The sequence below is a fragment of the Pseudomonas piscis genome, from assembly GCF_009380155.1.
GTDB lineage: Bacteria > Pseudomonadota > Gammaproteobacteria > Pseudomonadales > Pseudomonadaceae > Aquipseudomonas > Aquipseudomonas piscis.
The window spans coordinates 556,585-574,713 of record NZ_WHUV01000001.1 but is presented as its reverse complement, the minus strand read 5'-3'; the positions used below and the strand labels follow the sequence as shown (position 1 = coordinate 574,713).

General features: G+C 64.1%; 14 protein-coding genes and 1 CRISPR repeat array (1 of these 15 only partly in view). Of the genes, 5 read left to right on the top strand and 9 right to left on the bottom strand.

Annotation, left to right across the window (positions count from 1 at the left end):
- Positions 1–114: a CRISPR direct-repeat array (repeat unit 28 nt; unit sequence TTTCTTAGCTGCCTATACGGCAGTGAAC); it reaches 514 nt to the left of the window's first position.
- Positions 115–244: 130 nt separating this feature from the next.
- From cas6f to GDH07_RS02635, 6 genes are all read right to left on the bottom strand, one after another.
- Positions 245–808 carry a type I-F CRISPR-associated endoribonuclease Cas6/Csy4 gene (gene cas6f / locus GDH07_RS02660; RefSeq protein ID WP_152896627.1) on the bottom strand — a complete coding sequence of 188 codons (564 nt, stop codon included), beginning with the start codon at positions 806–808 and terminating at the stop codon, positions 245–247.
- A 3-nt stretch (positions 809–811) separates the two neighbouring features.
- Positions 812–1,834: a type I-F CRISPR-associated protein Csy3 gene (gene csy3, locus GDH07_RS02655; RefSeq protein ID WP_152896626.1), complete on the bottom strand. Its 1,023-nt coding sequence runs from the start codon at positions 1,832–1,834 to the stop codon at positions 812–814.
- Between the two features lie 18 nt (positions 1,835–1,852).
- Positions 1,853–2,836, bottom strand: coding sequence for a type I-F CRISPR-associated protein Csy2 (csy2, locus tag GDH07_RS02650; protein WP_152896625.1), 984 nt, complete (start codon positions 2,834–2,836; stop codon positions 1,853–1,855).
- The gene (csy1, locus tag GDH07_RS02645; protein ID WP_152896624.1) at positions 2,829–4,181 is read right to left on the bottom strand and encodes a type I-F CRISPR-associated protein Csy1; all 1,353 of its coding nucleotides are present in this window, start codon (positions 4,179–4,181) and stop codon (positions 2,829–2,831) included. Before csy1 ends, csy2 begins: the two co-directional genes overlap by 8 nt.
- Positions 4,182–4,312: 131 nt before the next feature.
- The gene (cas3f, locus tag GDH07_RS02640) at positions 4,313–7,399 is read right to left on the bottom strand and encodes a type I-F CRISPR-associated helicase Cas3f (protein ID WP_178124004.1); all 3,087 of its coding nucleotides are present in this window, start codon (positions 7,397–7,399) and stop codon (positions 4,313–4,315) included.
- Positions 7,400–7,804: 405 nt separating this feature from the next.
- Complete coding sequence (locus tag GDH07_RS02635) at positions 7,805–8,182, bottom strand: DUF6124 family protein (protein WP_152896622.1); 378 nt, start codon at positions 8,180–8,182, stop codon at positions 7,805–7,807.
- A gap of 1,155 nt (positions 8,183–9,337) precedes the next feature.
- Between GDH07_RS02635 and GDH07_RS02630 the strand changes: the two genes are divergently transcribed.
- On the top strand, positions 9,338–9,601 hold the full coding sequence (locus tag GDH07_RS02630) for a hypothetical protein (protein ID WP_053134083.1): 264 nt from the start codon (positions 9,338–9,340) through the stop codon (positions 9,599–9,601).
- A gap of 39 nt (positions 9,602–9,640) precedes the next feature.
- Here the strand turns inward: GDH07_RS02630 and GDH07_RS02625 are convergent, their stop codons facing one another.
- Positions 9,641–10,393 carry a TraX family protein gene (locus GDH07_RS02625; RefSeq protein WP_152896621.1) on the bottom strand — a complete coding sequence of 251 codons (753 nt, stop codon included), beginning with the start codon at positions 10,391–10,393 and terminating at the stop codon, positions 9,641–9,643.
- A gap of 115 nt (positions 10,394–10,508) precedes the next feature.
- Between GDH07_RS02625 and GDH07_RS02620 the strand changes: the two genes are divergently transcribed.
- The 3 genes from GDH07_RS02620 (at position 10,509) to GDH07_RS02610 (ending at position 13,985) form a co-directional block, all read left to right on the top strand.
- Positions 10,509–11,549, top strand: coding sequence for a threonine aldolase family protein (locus tag GDH07_RS02620; protein ID WP_022641505.1), 1,041 nt, complete (start codon positions 10,509–10,511; stop codon positions 11,547–11,549).
- A 169-nt stretch (positions 11,550–11,718) separates the two neighbouring features.
- On the top strand, positions 11,719–13,164 hold the full coding sequence (locus tag GDH07_RS02615) for a purine-cytosine permease family protein (RefSeq protein WP_053134078.1): 1,446 nt from the start codon (positions 11,719–11,721) through the stop codon (positions 13,162–13,164).
- The gene (locus GDH07_RS02610; protein WP_022641506.1) at positions 13,161–13,985 is read left to right on the top strand and encodes a nitrilase-related carbon-nitrogen hydrolase; all 825 of its coding nucleotides are present in this window, start codon (positions 13,161–13,163) and stop codon (positions 13,983–13,985) included. The genes GDH07_RS02615 and GDH07_RS02610 overlap by 4 nt, the downstream gene beginning before the upstream one ends.
- Positions 13,986–14,054: 69 nt before the next feature.
- Here the strand turns inward: GDH07_RS02610 and gbcB are convergent, their stop codons facing one another.
- Positions 14,055–15,155 (bottom strand): glycine-betaine demethylase subunit GbcB, encoded by a 1,101-nt coding sequence (gbcB, locus tag GDH07_RS02605; protein ID WP_022641507.1) that lies wholly within the window; start codon positions 15,153–15,155, stop codon positions 14,055–14,057.
- 290 nt (positions 15,156–15,445) lie between these two features.
- Here gbcB and gbcA point away from each other — a divergent pair, with 290 nt between their 5' ends.
- A complete protein-coding gene (gbcA, locus tag GDH07_RS02595; RefSeq protein WP_022641508.1) occupies positions 15,446–16,738 on the top strand; it encodes a glycine-betaine demethylase subunit GbcA in 1,293 nt (430 codons plus the stop codon).
- Positions 16,739–16,822: 84 nt separating this feature from the next.
- On the opposite strand, the gene GDH07_RS02590 is transcribed toward gbcA, so the two are convergent.
- Positions 16,823–18,100: a metallophosphoesterase family protein gene (locus tag GDH07_RS02590; protein WP_022641509.1), complete on the bottom strand. Its 1,278-nt coding sequence runs from the start codon at positions 18,098–18,100 to the stop codon at positions 16,823–16,825.
- Between the last annotated feature and the right edge of the window lie 29 nt (positions 18,101–18,129).

Below are 18,129 nucleotides of genomic sequence, written 5' to 3'. Positions count from 1 at the left end.
CGAAACTCTATCCATTCGCTGCTGAATTTCTTAGCTGCCTATACGGCAGTGAACCTGTGCGCACTCGGGGCAACTGACTCTGAGATTTTCTTAGCTGCCTATACGGCAGTGAACTAGAGCACTTTCTCTATAACTTCCTGAATTTCAAAAGAAAGACTGTTAAAAATTGCTGTACACCCTTTTTTTGAAGCGCCTTGTAAGTCATTGATTTTACAAAGCGCTCCACTGCACCCGAAAAAAAGGGTCAGAACCAGGGCACTGTCGCGCTGGAGCTCAGGCCATAGCCGTTGAACGTGCCGGGCTGTGGTTGTTCAAGCAGCGGGCCGTGGCGGATGAACAGGTTGAACAGCTGATGGCTGGTATGGCTGCGCATCACCGCGAACGGCAGGTCGCAACGTTTCGCCGCGCTGTCGGGCAGGCGCTGGCGGGCTTGGTCCTCGGTCAGCCCATGGCGCTTGATCAGGCGGCGACGCAGGCGTGCCGGGCTGCTATCGACCTGTACCCGGCTGACATGGCGATGCTGCACCGACGTCGGCACCGAGCAGGGCTGGCCGATCTCTACATGGTCACGCATGCCGGTCAGCCAATCGATGGCCAGCAACTGGCCCAGGGCCTGGCGATTGCCGTGGATGCGCAGGTGCGACCCCAGGTGCCTGATCGGTCGCCGGGTATCGGGAAAGCTGATGCCGATATCGTTGCGCCGCAGGTCGTGCAGGGCCCGATGGAATTTATTGAGCAAGGCGCTCATCAACTGCGGCTCGGGATACTCAGGGTCCGGCAGCAGTTTCAAATCCAGGTAATGGTCCATGGCTCAACCTGCCTCGCCGAACACGCCGCCGCGAATCAGGGTGGCGATCACGAAGTGCTGCTGTTCCAGCGCGGGTACTCGATCCTTGAGCACCCAACTGTCCAGCAGGGTGTAGAAATCATCCTGGCTGCCGCGAGGCTGGCGATAGGCCTTGCCCTGGGTAGTCACCGAACCATAGGGCTCCACGGCGATCGGCCCGTTGCTGTCGGCGCCCTGGTACCAGGTGTCGATGCTGCGCAAGGCATTGCCGACTTTCTGCGAGTGGATGCCGGCGATGTTGCCCACGCTGTACAGCGTCTTGCTCTTGTCTCCGCGCCCACGGTCCAGGATCAGCTCTTGGGACGGGAACACTTCCTGCCCGGCGCCCATGCGTGCGTAGGCAGTGATGCGCAATAACACATGCTGTTCGCCGGCCAGGCCCCGGGCAATCAAGCCAGCCAACGACTGCAAGGCCTCGCCCTGCTCACCGGCAGCGTCGAATTGGCGCAAGGACAGGCTCAGGCTGTCGAAGCGCCATTGAGTCGCCGCCTGGCCCTCCACCAGATGCTCGACCTCCACCTCGACCTGCTCGGCGCCAATGCGGTTGCGCCACAGGAAGCGACAGTTAGCCAGGTTATGGGCATAACGGCGGGCCAATTCGCCAAAGCCATTGGCCTGGACATACCCCTGTACAGTCTCCAGCAGTTTCTGCCGGTAGGCGAAATCGTTGCAGGCCGAAGGCTGGCCAGTACCGGCCAGCACCCGCAGGGTGAAGCTGACCCGCAGGGTGTCGGCATCGTGCGGCAGGGTGGCCACGTCCACGGTTTGCAGATTGGGATGCTCGATGGCGGCATCCAGCTTGGCTGGGTCCAGCTCCTTGGCCTTGAGTCGGTTGGAAATGGTTCCGCGTACGGATTTTTCCCGCACCACCACCGGCTCCCACTGACTGCGCGACTGCCAGTCGCCGGCATGGAACAGCGCATCGGAAGGGTCGAGTTTGCGCTCGAAGGCCAGGACCGAAGCGGTTTTCAGGGCGTCATTGCTCATGTTCGAACTCCTTTGAAGTCAGTCGAGGTGCGCCAGCGATGGCGCGCGGTAGTCGTTGCGGCAGCGGTACAGGCCCTGGTCGCTGCGAGAGTCGGCGTACCAGAGCAATTGTTGTGGCGATTGCAAACGGTGTGGGCTGATCCACTGCCCGATGCCATAGAGGTTTTCCACGAAGCGAAAGGCCGTTTGCGAGTCGCGGGCCCGGGCCACCGTGCCCGGCGCCTGCAAGGCGGTGAGCGCGCCATAACCCACGGGGATCGGCACCAGCCAGCCGAGGTCGGCGCGGTCGTTGCGCCACTGCACCGGCCCTGAAGCCTCCCCGTCTGCGTCGGGGCCCGCGCTGGACCAGTTGATCCGCGCCAGCGACAACCAGGCGTCCAACACCGAAGCCCCGGGTTGCCTGGCTTGCAGATCACGATGGCGCTGCTCCAGCAGATCCTGGCGCTCCACCAGGATGAAACCCGGCAGCAGGCGCAACTTGGCCTGGTAGAACAACGCGTCCCGTGCCTCTTCATCACCCGTCATGGGGATCGAATAGGGCTGTTGCTGGCCCTGGGGGGCACGGGAGGGAATCAGGCTGCCGCCAGCAATACGCATCTGCAGCAAGAGCTCCCGCACTTGGCGGGCGACGGTACTTTCCTTGTCGTCAAGGGCCTGGCTCTGGACCGCGAATACCAGGCTGATGCGCAGATGGACCCGCCCTTCTTCGACAATCGCGGCGGTGCTGCCATCGCGATTGAGGGGGTTGCGAGTCAGGCGCAGGGTGTTGACGAAATCACCAGCGGTGACCTGTTCTTCGTGATCGTGGACCACCACGCCCACCGCGTTGAATTGCAGATCCAGGCCCGTATCGACCGTCTTGCGTTCCAGGGCCCACATCAGCCCGAGAAAGGCGGTGATCGACGGAAAGCCATGGGTCAGCGGGCTGGAAAGGCTGTTGGCGTTCTGTACTTGCAGGTGAGGGATGACCAGCAGGTGCTCGAAATGTGGGCACTCAGCCATGGCGCACCTCCTGCTCCACCACCTCACGGGTAGCGCATGAGATCTCGGCATCGACCACCGCCTGCCGCGCCCAATGCGCCTGTTCGGTATCGCCCACCGGCAGGCCCCGTTGCAGCAGGATGGCATTCAACCAGTGGCCGAAACGCTGGGCGATCTCGTCCGGCCAACGGCGTTGGGCGAAGGCCGCAGCGAAGGCTTGGTCCGCGTCCTGGTGGTCATCAGCCGATGCCAACTGCGCGCGTTGCGGGTCGAGCCAGAGTTGTTCGCACAGCGGCAGCTGGCAGTGCCGGTCACGACTCCAACCAGGAGGTAAAGAGGCCCGCAAGCTCAGGCCAAAGGCCGCCAACGCCCGGCCCAGGGCGCGCTCTATACGTTCACGTTGAGCCCGAGTGCGCAGGCTGCGCGCCGGATCGGCTTGCAGCAGGAGGCAGAGGGCCTCGATCAGCTCGCCCATGTCTTCGAAACGCCGCAGGCGACTGAACACCGACTCCAGGTGCAGCAGGTTGCCCGGATGCTGCTGGCGCCATTTAGGGGGCAAGGACGCCAGCAAGTAATTCACTCCGCCACGCTCACTGTTGAGCTGGCTGATGTTTTGCGGCTTGGTCCCGCCGAGCTTGCGTATCACCAGTTGTGGATAGTCGCGATAGACTCCGTCGTGGGCTTGACGCTGGCGCCGGGCCTGGCGCGCCGCCTGGTTGCGCTCCCCAAAACGTGCATCGTTGATATCGGCATGGACCGCATGGACCAGGCTGCTGGGAAACATCGGTTGCAACAGTTCGAAACCGGCATCGTCGCCAGGCTCGCCCGACACACACCAGAACACCTGCTTGGCCATGGCGTGGGAACTCAAGGTCTGATGGGGGCGAACCAGGCCCTTGAAGGCTTCGGCCCAACTTTGCGCCAGGGCCGGGGCCGGGCTCAGGGCGGCCAACAGGTCGGCATCGTCCTCCAGCAGCCAGTCCAGTAGCCGACGTTGCTCCACCTCCAGCTTGAGGAACTTGTAGACATCCAGCGCGGCGGCGTTGCCGACGATGTCCTGCGCGTAATCGCTGCCCAGCATGTGGCTGCCGACTTCCCGGTGCCGCGGCAATGTTTGCGGAGCGACATGCAGGCTGCTGCCGCGAGCGTCGGGATGGGTGGCCTTGAGCACATGGGTGACGGCCTGGATCTGCCCTACTCGACGGGCCGCGTCGGCGAGCCAGGTGGCGTATTCATATTTTGCGGCGCTGAGTGCATCACTGGCCTCAGCGCCTTTCAGTTTTGCGTCTCGCCGTTCCTGGATGAAAGCGTTGATGGTGTGGCGAAACAGCCTGGAGCGTATTGCCGGGTTCGTTCCTTGATTCATGTCCCTTCCCTGTAGAGCGCTTGTCGATGACAAGTCCGTGACAATCCTTGATGGCTCTTGGCCATCAAGGGTTTTAGCAACCTGCGATTGTGCCTTCAAGAGGCCGATGCCCCCTGAACAGAGGCAGTGGCTCAAGCTCTTGAGGCAAACCCCAGCACCGGATGAAAGCGCCAACCCTGGGGACTGGCGCTCAGCTTGACCGTGGTGAAGCGCTCGGCGCAGGTCCGTAACGGCAGTCCTTGGATCGCCGCCTGTTCGTTCAGCAATGACAACAGGTCATGCTGGCCCCAGGGGCTGATACCTGGGGCGGACACCCCTTGCAGGTCGATGTTCTCCAGCAACCGCTGAGCCGGCAGGTACAGCTCCGCCGCGCCGGGCTGCTCATGAATACGGTGCAGGACCAAGCGTTCTTCATCGTCATCGGGCAACCACAGCAACTCTGTCTCCCTGATGGTGTTTTCACGAAAAGGCTGTTGCTGGGGCAAGGCCCAGGTCAGGGCTGCCCTGGGGTACTGCCAGGCACAGGCCGCGTCCAGATCGAAAGCCACAGGCTTGACCCCGCGTGGGGCCGGTTGGCCTGCGCGGCTGCGATCCTTGGGCAACATCTGTGCGCTGAGCCGCGCCTGCTCCAGGTCCACCAGGTTGTGCCGTGGACGCCACGCCTGACTGGCCCTGGGCTGGATGCGCGGGCGAGCGCTGAGCTCCTGGTAGTCGGCCGGATCCAGCAGCTGCCCAAGGCGGTGGCTGGCTAGGCGCATGGGGTGATCCGCTTGGCGGCTGTCATGCTCGAAACCCGGGCGGATGAACGCTGCGGCTCCAGGTTGTTCGAAATGCCGCAGGTTGCTATCGAAGATAAAAATATTGGCGTGCCGGCACGGCTGCTGGCGGTGGCGCTGTACCCGCCCGGCCAGCTGGATCAGCGAACGCATCGATGAGGGTTCGACCACTGCCCAGTCGTAGTCATGGTCGCGCCCGACTTCAGTGACCGGCGACCCCAGCACCACGAACAGATGTTCCTCTTCGGGGTACTGGTCGAGCAGCTGGCGGATCTGTGGTTGGTCATAAACCGCGCCCGGCTGGCGACGGTCCAGGCAGGTGTCCAACTGCGCCTCGATGGCCGAGCGCAGCAGCAGCGGGAACCGCGAGTGGTAGACGCACAGATGAATGCGCTGGCCGGCAGGCGCACCGAGAGCGAACAGGGCCAGGGCGACATCGAACAGCGGTTCGATATTGGCCATGCGCACCAGGCCAAAACTGACGCGTTTGCCACTGTGCGGACACACCTCGGCATGCCGGGCATGGGCCTGCAACATCGTGGCTCGCACCTGTTCGGCGAACGCCCGGCGTATGTCCGCCACTGGCTGCGCGCCAATGCTCAAGGCAACCAGTTCGCCACGCCGCCTGGGCTCGATACGCCCGAGCGCCTGCACCCGCTGGTCGACGAAGGTCCGATGCTGTTGGCTGAAGGTCTTGGCATCGTGGCAGTTGAAAGGCTGGGCCGTGAACTCATCGACCCACAGGCAAGGGATCTCATCAGGCGTGTCGAGTTCTCCACGATTGCGCCGATAGTGCCGGCGCCCGGCGCCATAGGCCTGGAACATCCCCTGCACCAGGGCCGCCGGCAGGGTCGCCGACGACAACAGCACCCGCGTGCCCAGCAAACCCGCCCAGTACACCAGGCGCGTCAGGGCCGGCAGGTCGGCGAGGTCGAAATCATCCAGTTCATCGAGCACCAGATCGCTGCTGAGCAAGCGCAACATCGGCGCAATCTGCCGCCCGGCCCTTTGCGCCTCGGTGGCGGGCATCAAGTGATCGATGGTGCAGACCAGCATGGGCGCATTGAGCAACGCGGTGATCTGGGGCTGGTTCACCACCTTGGACAACAGGCCGTGGGCGGCCAGCGAACCCTCGTAGCGCACATGGCCGTCTTCTTCGATCAGCGCCTGGGCCGAAGCCGAACCGCTGGCTTCGGCCCGGGCCTGGTAATGCTCGAACAACGCCCGGCTGGCGCAGCCGCCAACCCGGATGGCCAGGTCGTCGTCCCCCAGGTTCAGCAGCTGGCGATAGCTGTTGCCGGTCTGCAAGGTCAGGCTGCGCAGCCCCAGGGCGAAGGTGCAACGCATGCCGGCCTGGGGGTCGGCCAGGGCATGCATGACCCGTGCATTGGCCAGGGTCTTGCCGCATCCGGTAGAGGCCATGTTGACGATAAAGGCCCCTTGTCGCTGCGACTGACTACGCAAACCGGTCGCCGCATCCACCGCCTGGTCCTGCCAGGCAAAACGCCCGGAACCACTGCGTTTGCACAAGCCTGCATGACGCGCCAAACGCGGCAGGTGCCGCTCGAAATCGGGCAAGCCATGGACGATGCTGCGGGTCATGCGAGCAACCCCGAGCAAGTGTTCATCCAGGGGCTGCTTGAGCTGGCCGTCGCTATGGGTATTGGCGAACACCAGGTCCTGGTCATCGCCCCTGACCCGTTGGCTCGACTCCGGCGGCAAGCTGGAATAGTGATGATCACCCAGCATCAGACTCATCCGCGCCAGGTGCATCACATAAGGATTGTCCAGCCAATCGCCGTGACCGGGCTTGGCTTGCAACACCAACAACCGCTGGGCGAGCTTGGCCGCCTGGGCCCGCCACTGGGGATAGACCACGGGCATACCATGCTCGAACTGCCAGAACGCCTCGACCTCGTTGAGCGGCGCCGAACGACTGCACTCATTCCACTCGTGGGTGATGCCCTCGATCAGGTTGTCCAGCATCGCGGGATTGAAGCGAACGGACTTCTTGCCCAGCCACGACTGCTCGCCATCACCGGCCTCGTTCCAGCTGGGCAGCGTCGGCAAGCGATGATGGCTGACCACCAGCCAAGCCACGGCAGCCGCCAAGGGCGCGAGCTGCTTGAATGGCGGCGTCGTGGCATCGAGCCCATCCCGCTGAAAACGCCCGGCAGACAGCCAAGCCTGATCATCCTCGGCACTGGGCGAGGCCAAGCGCCGGAGCCAGGCAGGGTCATCATCCGTCCCGACAAAAGCCAGGAACAGCCGCAGCGATACCCACTCATGGCGATACAGGTTGTGTTCCAGGCTGCGCCGCCGCAGCTTCTGCTGGAAGGCCCGGCTGGCCTTGCCCAAGTCATGCAGCAGCGCCGCCAACTGCGCCAGCAGCGAGATGTCTTGGGCGGTGTGCCAGCCCTTGTTCGCGACACGACGCGACAAGCCTGGAGTTCGAGCGCGTTTGCAATGAAGCGTTGTTTCTAGAGTCGCGGAGTTGATGTCTTCCATGAAATACAACCGCCTGCTGCATCATCCATTGAGCGCTAGCGGTTATAAGCAATGTCCGATTGTTCGTCCATGGCGTATTGGAAGTTCAAATAGAGGGCATGAAGGCACGCCCCAAACCCCGGCAAACAGCAAGCAGCCCCTGCTGGCGCCAGGGTTTGCGGGCACAAGGCCAAGGTAAAGCAAACGTTATGGCCAGCTGCGCACGGGCCCATAACTGAAGATCCTGGCCGGCAGATTCCGGGCTCTCCAAGGCGTCCCGCTGATGAAGTCGAACACCGGGCACTGAGGCGAGAAAGCGCCCCAGCGGGAGCAAGCTCCCTCGCCACAGGTGATGCGTATTCAGTCAGGGGAAAGGCGATGGCCATCGAGCAACGCATCCACCACGCCACGAGCCATCTCCACCGAATGCACCAGGGACCAGATCAACCCACGCTCGACGCCGCTGGCCTGCTCGGTGATCTCATCGGACACCTCCTCGGCGGCCTTGAGCAGCATGGACACATGGACCAGCGCCTCCTCGGCACTGATGCCGGAGCGGACGTCGAACAATGAATCGCGCCCCACCGCTGCGGCGACCGTGGGTTTCAGAGTCCGGATCAGCGAGCCGGTACGGGTGTTCACCAGTGCATGGAGAATCACCTCGCTGGCCCGGTCATGCTCCGGGTTGCGACGTGAAACAGAAGAGAAAACGGGGGGATCGGGGACGAGCTTTTTCATGGTGGCACTCCTGACTATGGAGCTTTCACCCATCGCTGCTAAACGGAGGGTGGCAGCTGGACGCGGGTTAGCAGACCAGGCAGTCAGGCAAGCCCAGCGCACCCAAAGGTGCCCCGCGTACAGCTGCCATAACGCATTGACCAGCATTCGCATGCTGGTCGGATGGAGATGGAGCTTGGCGTGCCTGAGTTTGGTCGGGCTGCTAAACCCGGTCACTGATGATCAGTGACGACCGGAGACTAGCCAGCAGATTCTTCAGGCACAAGCGCACCGGAGTCTCTCGGAAACCCCTTACAAAAGAAAGAGATTTGGATGGGTTTTGAGCCTGTCGAAGGCTATGAAAAGGTCACTAAATCTTCGACGGATTCAAGATCCAGCGGCCGCTGCGCGCCCGTGCGCAGCCTGCGGCAGCGGCTACACGAAGCAGGGGCCTGTAACCGCTGTCGAGCCAAGGCGAGGCTGCGACAAGGGCCGAAGGACCTTCAACGGATTCAAGACCCAGCGATGCGCCGCCCGGTAGGGCGCGCCGTGGTGCTGGTGATCTTGACCCACCCGCCCCCTGGGAAGGCCGAGTGCAGGTGCTTATCAGGGGAATGGCGCGCAGCGCCCCTCGACGCAGTCGAGGACATCGCTGGAAGCGATGCCCCCTGAGAAGTACCGGAACGAGGGAACCCGAGCGCAGCGAGCGGCCGGACGTGGGGGCAAGCGTTTTTGGTTACTTTTTTGGCGTTTGAAAAAAGTGACCCGCCGTAAGGGCGGAACCATAAGCAAGCCACCCCACCGCCAACGGATATGTACTCCATCCCCAGGGCACCTGGCCGGCTACCAGGCCGCCAAGCCCCAAGGCCGATCCTACAAAACTTGCAGAACCGTCTGGCTTGCCGCCCACACCCCCTCCCCCCATGCTCCCCATTCGCCCAAACGGCGACCGGGTTTGGCGACCTGGAACTCAGCTAAGAGCAGACACGCTTGCACCGCTTACCGTCGAGCCTCTATGGTCGCGGCGATGTGTTATGGCGGCTGTACGCGGGAGATCTCCGGATCTGCCGATCCTACTGCTCGTAGCTGAGTCGGTTCGCCAACCCGCGTACAGCTGCCACCTTTTCGTTTGAAGACGACTGGGCAGCTCCTCTTATCTACGACGGAGCCTTCGCCATGACTCATCAATACATCCCCATCACCGGTATCGACTGCACCATCCCCTGCCTGTTCATCGACAAAACCGCCCCACTGGACGTCCTCCACGCCAACGGCACCACCCGCTTGCTGGCCATCACCCAGCTGTTCGAAAGCCTCTCGCGCACCGAGCTGAAACACGCCGACCACACCGACCTGCAACACATCGCCCACGTCGCCGCTATCCTCCTGCGCGACAGTTGCGACCTGCTAGGCGTGATGGGCTGGCGGCTCCAGGCCTGAACCGAATACGCTCCGCCCCCGACAGGGTGCGGAGCATCCTCATGGCGCAACGCCCTCCAACACCTGCCTCACCCCCAACAACAACAAAAAATGCCCCGGATACAACAAATAGGCCCACCGCCGCATCGCCGGCACCCACCCTCCACCACACATCCCCCGCAATAGCCACATCCCCAGCCCCGGCGCCAGCAGGCAAGCGACCACCCCCCAACCCGCCAGCGGATTACCCAGGCGCACCGCCGCAAACAGCACCTCCCACTGATTGCCCGCCAGGCACACCACCCCCGGCAGCACGGCGAAATACCAGGGCCGACGCAGCACCAACAGCAAGGCCAATGGCAGCAGCACCCCGAACGCACCGAACATCAGCCACCGCGAAAACCCCACCGCCAGCCCCAGGGCCACCACCCCCAAAACCAGGTCAAGACCGCTACGCCGCTGCCAGCCCCGCGCCACCAGCAACCCCAGGGCCAGGGTCGGCAGCACGTTCAGGGTGTCGGGCTCGGGAACGAACAACCGGTAGGGAATTTCACTGAGCCCGCTGAAGGCCAGCAGCCAACCCAGGTAGCTCCACTGCCCGGGCCGCCGCGCAGCGCCGACGCGCCAAAGATTGGCCGCCATCGCCAGGCAGAACCAGGGAAACGCCAGGCGTCCGGGCACATACAGCCAGTCCAGCTCCAGGCCCACATAGCGCAAGTGGTCCAGGACCATGCTCAACAGCGCCAGCCACTTCAACGCATCCAGTGCGCCGTCGCGCTGCAAGGGGGCGGGCGTCAACATCGCGTCACGCATAAATCCTCATGTGCCATGCATTATTACCCGCTAACAGAGCGTGTGCGGGGCCGTTATTCTTGGGTAAAGTGCGCACCATAATCGACCACGGAACCCTCTCATACGGAAGCCGGCCATGACCGACAAGAGCCAACAATTCGCCAGCGACAACTACTCCGGTATCTGCCCCGAGGCCTGGGCCGCCATGGAACAGGCCAACCATGGCCACGACCGCGCCTACGGCGACGACCAGTGGACCGCCCGCGCGGCGGATCATTTCCGCCGCCTGTTCGAGACCGACTGCGAAGTGTTCTTCGCCTTCAACGGCACCGCCGCCAACTCCCTGGCCCTGTCGTCGCTGTGCCAGAGCTATCACAGCGTGATCTGCTCGGAAACCGCCCACGTCGAGACCGACGAATGCGGCGCCCCGGAATTTTTCTCCAACGGCTCCAAGCTGCTGATCGCCGGCACCGAGAACGGCAAGATCACCCCGGCCTCGATCCGCGAAGTGGCCCTCAAGCGCCAGGACATCCACTACCCCAAGCCTCGGGTCGTGACCCTGACCCAGGCCACCGAGGTCGGCAGCGTCTACACCCCGCAAGAAGTGCGCGCCATCAGCGACACCTGCAAGGAACTGGGCCTGAACCTGCACATGGACGGCGCGCGGTTCTCCAACGCCTGCGCCTTCCTCGGCTGCTCGCCGGCGGACCTGACCTGGAAGGCCGGGGTCGACGTGCTGTGCTTCGGCGGCACCAAGAACGGCATGGCGGTGGGTGAGGCGATCCTGTTCTTCAACCACAAGCTGGCCGAAGACTTCGACTACCGCTGCAAGCAGGCTGGCCAGCTGGCCTCGAAGATGCGCTTCCTCTCGGCGCCCTGGGTCGGCCTGCTGGAAAACGATGCCTGGCTCAAGTACGGCCACCACGCCAACCACTGCGCGCAACTGCTGGCCAAGCTGGTGGAAGATATCCCCGGCGTGGAACTGATGTTCCCGGTGCAGGCCAACGGCGTGTTCCTGCAACTTTCGGAACCGGCCATTGCGGCGCTGACCGCCCGGGGCTGGCGCTTCTACACCTTCATCGGCAAGGGCGGCGCGCGCTTCATGTGCTCCTGGGACACCGAGGAAGAGCGCGTGCGCGAGCTGGCGGCGGACATCCGCACCGTGATGAGCGCCTGACCCACGCGCCTGGCGAGACAGCCCGCGTCTCGTTCAAGAGCCGGCCCCTGCGCGGGGCCGGTCATCAGTTCACAAATTCCTGAACTGATTATTTGCCTTCACTGATTCAATATCCGCGTCCTATATCAGAGACTCCGGGGTCGTCCTATAAAAACAAAGGCACCGCCCCATGACGACCACCTCCTGCGCTACCGCGAAAGCCCCGCCTGCGTCCCTCAAGATCGAAACCCGCTCCATCGACTATGTGCCGCGCAACGAGCGCCATGGCAAGGTCTGGCACCAGGGCCCGTTCTGGTTCACCGGCAACTTCGTGCTCACCACCATGGTCACCGGCTTCACCGGCGCGGCCCTGGGCCTGGCCCTGCAATACGCGATCCTGGCCATCGTCATCGGCGTGTGCCTGGGCACCTTCTGCATGGCCTTCCATGCCAACCAGGGGCCACGCATGGGCCTGCCGCAGATGATCCAGTCCCGCGCCCAGTTCGGCCTGCGTGGCGCCATCGTGCCCTTCACCGCCGTGGTGTTCGTCTACATCGGCTTCAACGTGTTCAACGTGATCCTGGCCACCGACGCCATCAACACCGTGATCCCCGGCGCCCGGGCGCCCTGGTACTCGCTGATGATCGCCATCGCGGTGCTGATCGCGGTGGTCGGCCACGACCTGCTGCACAGCGTGCAGCGCTGGCTGACCTACGTGATGATCAGCGTGTTCGCGGTGCTCACCGTCAGCGCCCTGATGACCCTGCAAGCCGACTCGGCGGTGGCCGATGCGCACTTTTCCTGGTCGGCGTTCCTGATCCAGCTGTCGGCCGCCGCCGGCTACCAGATCAGCTATTCGGTGTACGTCTCCGACTACTCGCGCTACCTGCCGCACCAGACGCCGTCGCGCCAGGTGATTTTCTGGACCTACCTGGGCGCCGCCGGCTCGGCCCTGTGGCTGATGTCCCTGGGCGCGTTCCTGGCCTCGGCCCTGCCATCGCCGGACGCCATCGCCAGCGTGCGCGACGTCGGCAACCGGTTGATCCCGGGCTTCGGCACCTTCACCGTGCTGATCGCGGTGCCGGCGCTGGTGGGCATCATGGCGGTCAACTGCTACGGCGCCATGCTCACCGGCATCAGCGCCATCGACGGCTTCAAGTCAATCAAGCCCGACCTCAAGAGCCGGGTCGCCGGGATCCTGCTGGTGGCGGCGGTGATCTTCCTGATCGCCCTGAACATTCCCGAGAGCTACCTGGGCAGCTTCAACACCTTCGTGCTGCTGATGCTGTACTTCCTGGTGCCCTGGACCGCCGTGAACCTGGCGGACTTCTACCTGGTACGCAAAGGCCACTACGCCATCAGCGACATCTTCAACCCCGCCGGCATCTATGGCCGCTGGTCCGCCGCCGGGCTCACCGCGTACTTCCTCGGCCTGCTGGCGATGGTGCCGTTCATGTCCCTGAGCTTCTACCAGGGCCCACTGTCCCTGGCCCTGGGCGGCGCCGACATCGCCTTCGTGATCGGCCTGGCGGTGGCCGGGCTGGTCTACTGGGCCCTGACCCGCAACCTGGACCTGGCCGCTGAAGAACGCGCCATCCAGGCCAGCGAACGAACCCTGGAAGGAGCGGCCCGATGAATACCCCGAGCACCTTGAAAGTAGCCTGCCAGCAACTGGCGCCACGCATCGGCGAGCTGGACTACAACCGCGAGCTCGGCGCCACGGCGATCCGCCAAGCCGCCGCCCGGGGCGCCCAGGTGGTGGTGCTGCCGGAGCTGGTGCAGAGCGGCTACCTGTTCCATGACCGGCAGGAGGCCCTGGCCCTCTCGGAGCCCCTGGACGGCCCCACCCTTAGCCTGTGGAAGGCGTTGGCCGCAGAGCTGCAGGTGGTCATCGTCGGTGGCTTCTGCGAGCGCCTGGAGCAAGGCCAGGTGGCCAACAGCGCGGCCCTGGTCGAGCCGGAAGGAACGCTGACCCTGTACCGCAAGGCCCACCTGTGGGATGGCGAGAACCTGATCTTCACCCCCGGCAACGAGCCACCGCCGGTGGTGGCCACGCGCTTTGGGCCGATCGCCGTGATGATCTGCTACGACCTGGAGTTTCCCGAGTGGGTGCGCCTGCCGGCACTGGCCGGGGCGGCGCTGCTGTGCGCGCCGGTGAACTGGCCCAACGGGCCGCGACCGGCCGGCGAACGGCCGGCGGAGATGGTCCGGGTGCAGGCCAATGCGGCGGTCAACCGGATGTTCATCGCCGCCTGCGACCGCTGTGGCGAGGAACGTGGAGTGGACTGGGTCGGCGGCTCGACCATCGTCGACGCCGATGGCTATCCGCTGGCCGGCCGAGAGCGCCAAGCCGGCGCACAGTTGCTGCTGGCGGAGCTGGACCTGGGCCAGGCCTGGCACAAGTCCATCAGTGAACATAACCATGTGCACCTGGACCGCCGCCCGGCGTTGTATTGAGCCCAAGGCCCGGTTGCGAGAGCGAGCCGCCTGTGGCGAGGCAGTTTGCTCCCGCGCCACGAAAGCCGATCAGAACTCCACGCGCACATCGCCCTTGGGCACGCTGCAGCACGACAGGATGTAGCCTTCGGCTTCGTCTTCCTCGGTGATCCCGCCGTTGTGTTCCATCTCCACCTCGCCCCCCAGCTTGAGTACCTTGCAAGTGCCGCAGATGCCCATGCCGCAGGCCTTGGGGATCATCAGGCCAAGCTTGGCAGCCGCCGCATGCACGGTCTCCCCCGGGGCCACGCGAATGCTCTTGCCCGAGGCGGTGAACTCCACCTGGTGCAGGTCGGCGGCATCCACCTCCGGTGCCTCGGCGGCCTGCTCGGCCTGCTCCACCGCATCGGCCCGGGCATCGGCCGGCGTCGCGCCGAACGACTCCTCGTGGTAGCGGGTCATGTCGAAGCCGGCGGCCTCCAGCAGGCGCTTGACCGCGTGCATGTAGGGCGTGGGGCCGCAGCAGAACACCTCCCGCTCGAGGAAGTCCGGCGCCATCAGCTCCAGCATCTTGTGGTTGAGATAGCCGCGATAACCGGCCCAGGGCTCGCCCAGGCCATGGCGCTCGCAGATCAGGTGCAGGCTGAAGTTGTCGATCCGCGAGGCCATGTGCTCCAGCTCGCGGTGGTAGATGATGTCCTTGGGCGAGCGGGCGCTGTGGATGAACACCATGTCGACATTGGCGTTGGTGTCGTAGAACCAGCGCGCCATGGACATCACCGGAGTGATGCCGACCCCGCCGCTGAGGTAGAGGATCTTCGGGTTGGGGAAGTCGATGGCGTTGAACAACCCCACCGGCCCGTGTACCGCCAGCTCCTGGCCCTCGTGCAGGGTGTCGTGCAGGTGGTTGGAGACCTTGCCGCCGGGCACGCGCTTGATGGTCACCGAGAAGCTGTAGGGCACCGACGGCGAACTGGAGATGGTGTAGGAGCGCATCACCGGCTGGCCTTCGATCTCCAGCTCCAGGGTGACGAACTGCCCCGGCTTGAAGAAGAACATGATCGGCTGGTCGGCCATGAAGCAGAAGGTCCGTACGTCCCAGGTTTCCTGGATGACTTTGACGCAACGGACGATGTGACGACCATTGGCCCAGGTCTGGGTGGTTACCGGGTTGAGGAAGGTGTTGGACATGCTGTTCTCCACGGCCGACTGTCGGCGTCTTGCCAGCGATTCTGCGTAAGGCGCCCAGGGCCTGTTTACCTATCCGCGACATTCACATGCTTATCGCGACCAGGCCCCGGCTACAGGGCCTACGGCGTCGGGAACAGATTGGGCCATGTCGCCCATGGATAAGGTTCGCGGCGCCTGCGGACCCACACTCGGCCCCACGACAACAGCTGCTTTTTCGTGACTTGCGTAGCACCGACCGTAGCCACTCCCTAATACGCCGGCCGCACCGAACGGCCATGAGGACCTGAACGATGGACGTCACCACCCTGAGCCTGGGCGATCCACTGGAACCCGCACGCAAGGCCACCGCGCAGATGCTGCAGGAACGCGAGCGGACCTTCTCCCTGCCGCAACCCTTCTACTGCGACCAAAGGCTGTTCGAAATCGACATGCAGGAGATCTTCCACAAGGAATGGCTGATCGCCGGCATGACCTCGGAGATTCCCACCAAGGGCAACTTCATCACCCTGCAGATCGGCAAGAACCCGATCATCGTCATCCGCGGCGCCGATGGCGTGGTCCACGCCTTCCACAACGTCTGCCGGCACCGTGGCTCGCGCTTGTGCACCAGCGACAAGGGCAAGGTGGCCAAGCTGGTCTGCCCCTACCACCAGTGGACCTACGAAGTGGACGGCCGCCTGCTGTTCGCCGGCACCGAGATGGGCGCCGACTTCGACATGAAGCAGTACAGCCTCAAGCCGGTGCAGGTGAAGACCGCCGGCGGCTACATCTTCATCTCGCTGGCCGAGAACCCGCCGGCCATCGATGACTTCCTGGCGACCCTGGCCCACTACATGGAGCCCTACGACATGGAGAACACCAAGGTGGCGATCACCACCACCTTGATGGAAAAGGCCAACTGGAAACTGGTGCTGGAGAACAACCGCGAGTGCTACCACTGCAATGCCTCGCACCCGGAACTGCTCAAAACCCTGCTGGAATGGGACGACGTCACCGACCCACGGGCCGACCAGGCCTTCAAGGACCACGTAGCGGCCTCCGCCGCCGCCTGGGAAGCCGAGAAGATCCCCTACGCCCACGCCAGCTTCGGCCTGCGCAACCGTATCGTGCGCATGCCGCTGCTCAAGGGCACCGTGTCCATGACTCTGGACGGCAAGCAGGGCTGCAAGAAACTCATGGGCCGGATCAAGAACCCGGACCTGGGTTCGATGCGCATCCTGCACCTGCCCCATTCGTGGAACCACTGCATGGGCGACCACATCATCGTGTTCACGGTGTGGCCGATCAGCGCCCAGGAAACCATGGTCACCACCAAGTGGCTGGTGCACAAGGACGCCGTGGAAGGCGTGGACTACGACGTGGAGCGCATGCGCCAGGTGTGGGACGCCACCAACGACCAGGACCGGCGCCTGGCCGAGGAGAACCAGCGCGGCATCAACTCCACCGCCTACCAGCCCGGGCCCTACTCCAAGACCTACGAGTTCGGCGTGGTCAACTTCATCGACTGGTACAGCGAGCGCCTGCTCAACAACCTCGGCGCCGAACCGGCGCCCTACCTCAAGGGCGTACCGGTCACCGGCTGAACTGCGCCCGCCCGCAGACCCTGACGGCCTGGCAAGCTCGGCAGCGGCTACAGATTCACCTCTGTAGCCGCCACACCCGTGGTATCAGACCAGGGGCCAGCGCACCGTGCCTTTCTCGCTGACGAACTGCTCGGTGATCTGCGCGCCCTGCAGTTTCACCCGGGCATAACCATTGAGCACCCGCAGCGGGTAGTTGGCATCACCGGCCTTCTGGGTTTCCGACCACAACACCCCGGGCGCGCCATCCAGCTCGCTGGCATCGCCATAGGGGATCGCCCCGTGGCCGACGCAACGCCCATTCATCACCCCCATGCCCTGGGGATCGGTCCTGGATGCGTAGAAAATGCCGTTGTGCAGGTGCCCCCAGTACCAATAGTCCGGCGCGCGGTTGCCCAGGGCCTTGCACACCTGCCCATACAGCGCGGTCGGGGTCTTGCCGGTGATGTCCAGGCCCTGGTGATGGCTGAGCAGGATGATCTTGCGGCCCTGGCCGTGGCTGGCCATCAAATCGCTGAGCCATTGTTCCTGGACGGCATTGAGGTTGCCGTCCATGTACAGCTGCATCTCATCGGAGGCGTAGGCGCTGTCCAGGCCGATGACCAGCCAGTGGGTATTGAACAGGGCGAAGTAGCTGGTGTCCTGCTGGTCCGGGAACAGCGTCTGGATCTCGTCGAAGTAACCATGGGCACCGCTGTACATCTCATGGTTGGAGTTGAGGCTGAACGAGGCCTTGCTGCCCATGGGCCAGGACGCCAGGTTGTTCTTTTCATCGCTGTCGGTGCCGGCGTAGTACACATCCCCCAGGTGGATGGTCACCTGCGGCTGGTCCGCTGTGATCAGGTCGGCCACCCGCTGCGCCGCCGACTGGGGCTCGAAGTAGCCGGTGCCCCAATCCCCGGCCAGGTCCAGCAGGACCTCATCGGGGATTTCCAGCAGCGCCGGGGTGGTGCCGAAGGTGGCGTGGTCGCGCAGGTTCTCGATCCAGGCCACCAGGGCTTCGCTCCACTTCAGGTCCAGCAGTTCCCACTTGCGACAGCCCAGCAGGCTGCCGTCCTTGAGCACCTGGGTCGCCAGCTGGTCCACCGATTGCGGCAGGGGCTGGGCCGCCCCCAGGTGCAACACCGACATGCCATGGGCCAGCTCCCAGGGCACCGGCGGCTGGCCCGGCGGCAAGTCACCGTGGGCGATGGCGTATTGCGCCTGGTCGTGGGCGCGCTGTACCAGGTCGAGGATGGCTTGCAGCTCCTTGGGCTCGAGCTGGTTGCGCAGTTTTTTCCAGGCCAGGTCGAACCGGGCGACCAGGCCATCGACCTGGGCTTTCACCCGGTCGAATTCATGTTCCAGACTACTTGCCAGTGACATAGCGGTATCCCTCCTGATAGTCCTGCGGC

Bases quoted from the DNA above. Each gene is read 5' to 3' on its own strand.
- cas6f (WP_152896627.1), bottom strand. From the start codon at position 808: ATGGACCATTACCTGGATTTGAAACTGCTGCCGGACCCTGAGTATCCC.
- csy3 (WP_152896626.1), bottom strand. From the start codon at position 1,834: ATGAGCAATGACGCCCTGAAAACCGCTTCGGTCCTGGCCTTCGAGCGC.
- GDH07_RS02635 (WP_152896622.1), bottom strand. From the start codon at position 8,182: ATGAAAAAGCTCGTCCCCGATCCCCCCGTTTTCTCTTCTGTTTCACGT.
- csy1 (WP_152896624.1), bottom strand. From the start codon at position 4,181: ATGAATCAAGGAACGAACCCGGCAATACGCTCCAGGCTGTTTCGCCAC.
- gbcA (WP_022641508.1), top strand. From the start codon at position 15,446: ATGGACGTCACCACCCTGAGCCTGGGCGATCCACTGGAACCCGCACGC.
- GDH07_RS02610 (WP_022641506.1), top strand. From the start codon at position 13,161: ATGAATACCCCGAGCACCTTGAAAGTAGCCTGCCAGCAACTGGCGCCA.
- gbcB (WP_022641507.1), bottom strand. From the start codon at position 15,155: ATGTCCAACACCTTCCTCAACCCGGTAACCACCCAGACCTGGGCCAAT.
- GDH07_RS02590 (WP_022641509.1), bottom strand. From the start codon at position 18,100: ATGTCACTGGCAAGTAGTCTGGAACATGAATTCGACCGGGTGAAAGCC.
- GDH07_RS02625 (WP_152896621.1), bottom strand. From the start codon at position 10,393: ATGCGTGACGCGATGTTGACGCCCGCCCCCTTGCAGCGCGACGGCGCA.
- GDH07_RS02630 (WP_053134083.1), top strand. From the start codon at position 9,338: ATGACTCATCAATACATCCCCATCACCGGTATCGACTGCACCATCCCC.
- GDH07_RS02620 (WP_022641505.1), top strand. From the start codon at position 10,509: ATGACCGACAAGAGCCAACAATTCGCCAGCGACAACTACTCCGGTATC.
- csy2 (WP_152896625.1), bottom strand. From the start codon at position 2,836: ATGGCTGAGTGCCCACATTTCGAGCACCTGCTGGTCATCCCTCACCTG.
- GDH07_RS02615 (WP_053134078.1), top strand. From the start codon at position 11,719: ATGACGACCACCTCCTGCGCTACCGCGAAAGCCCCGCCTGCGTCCCTC.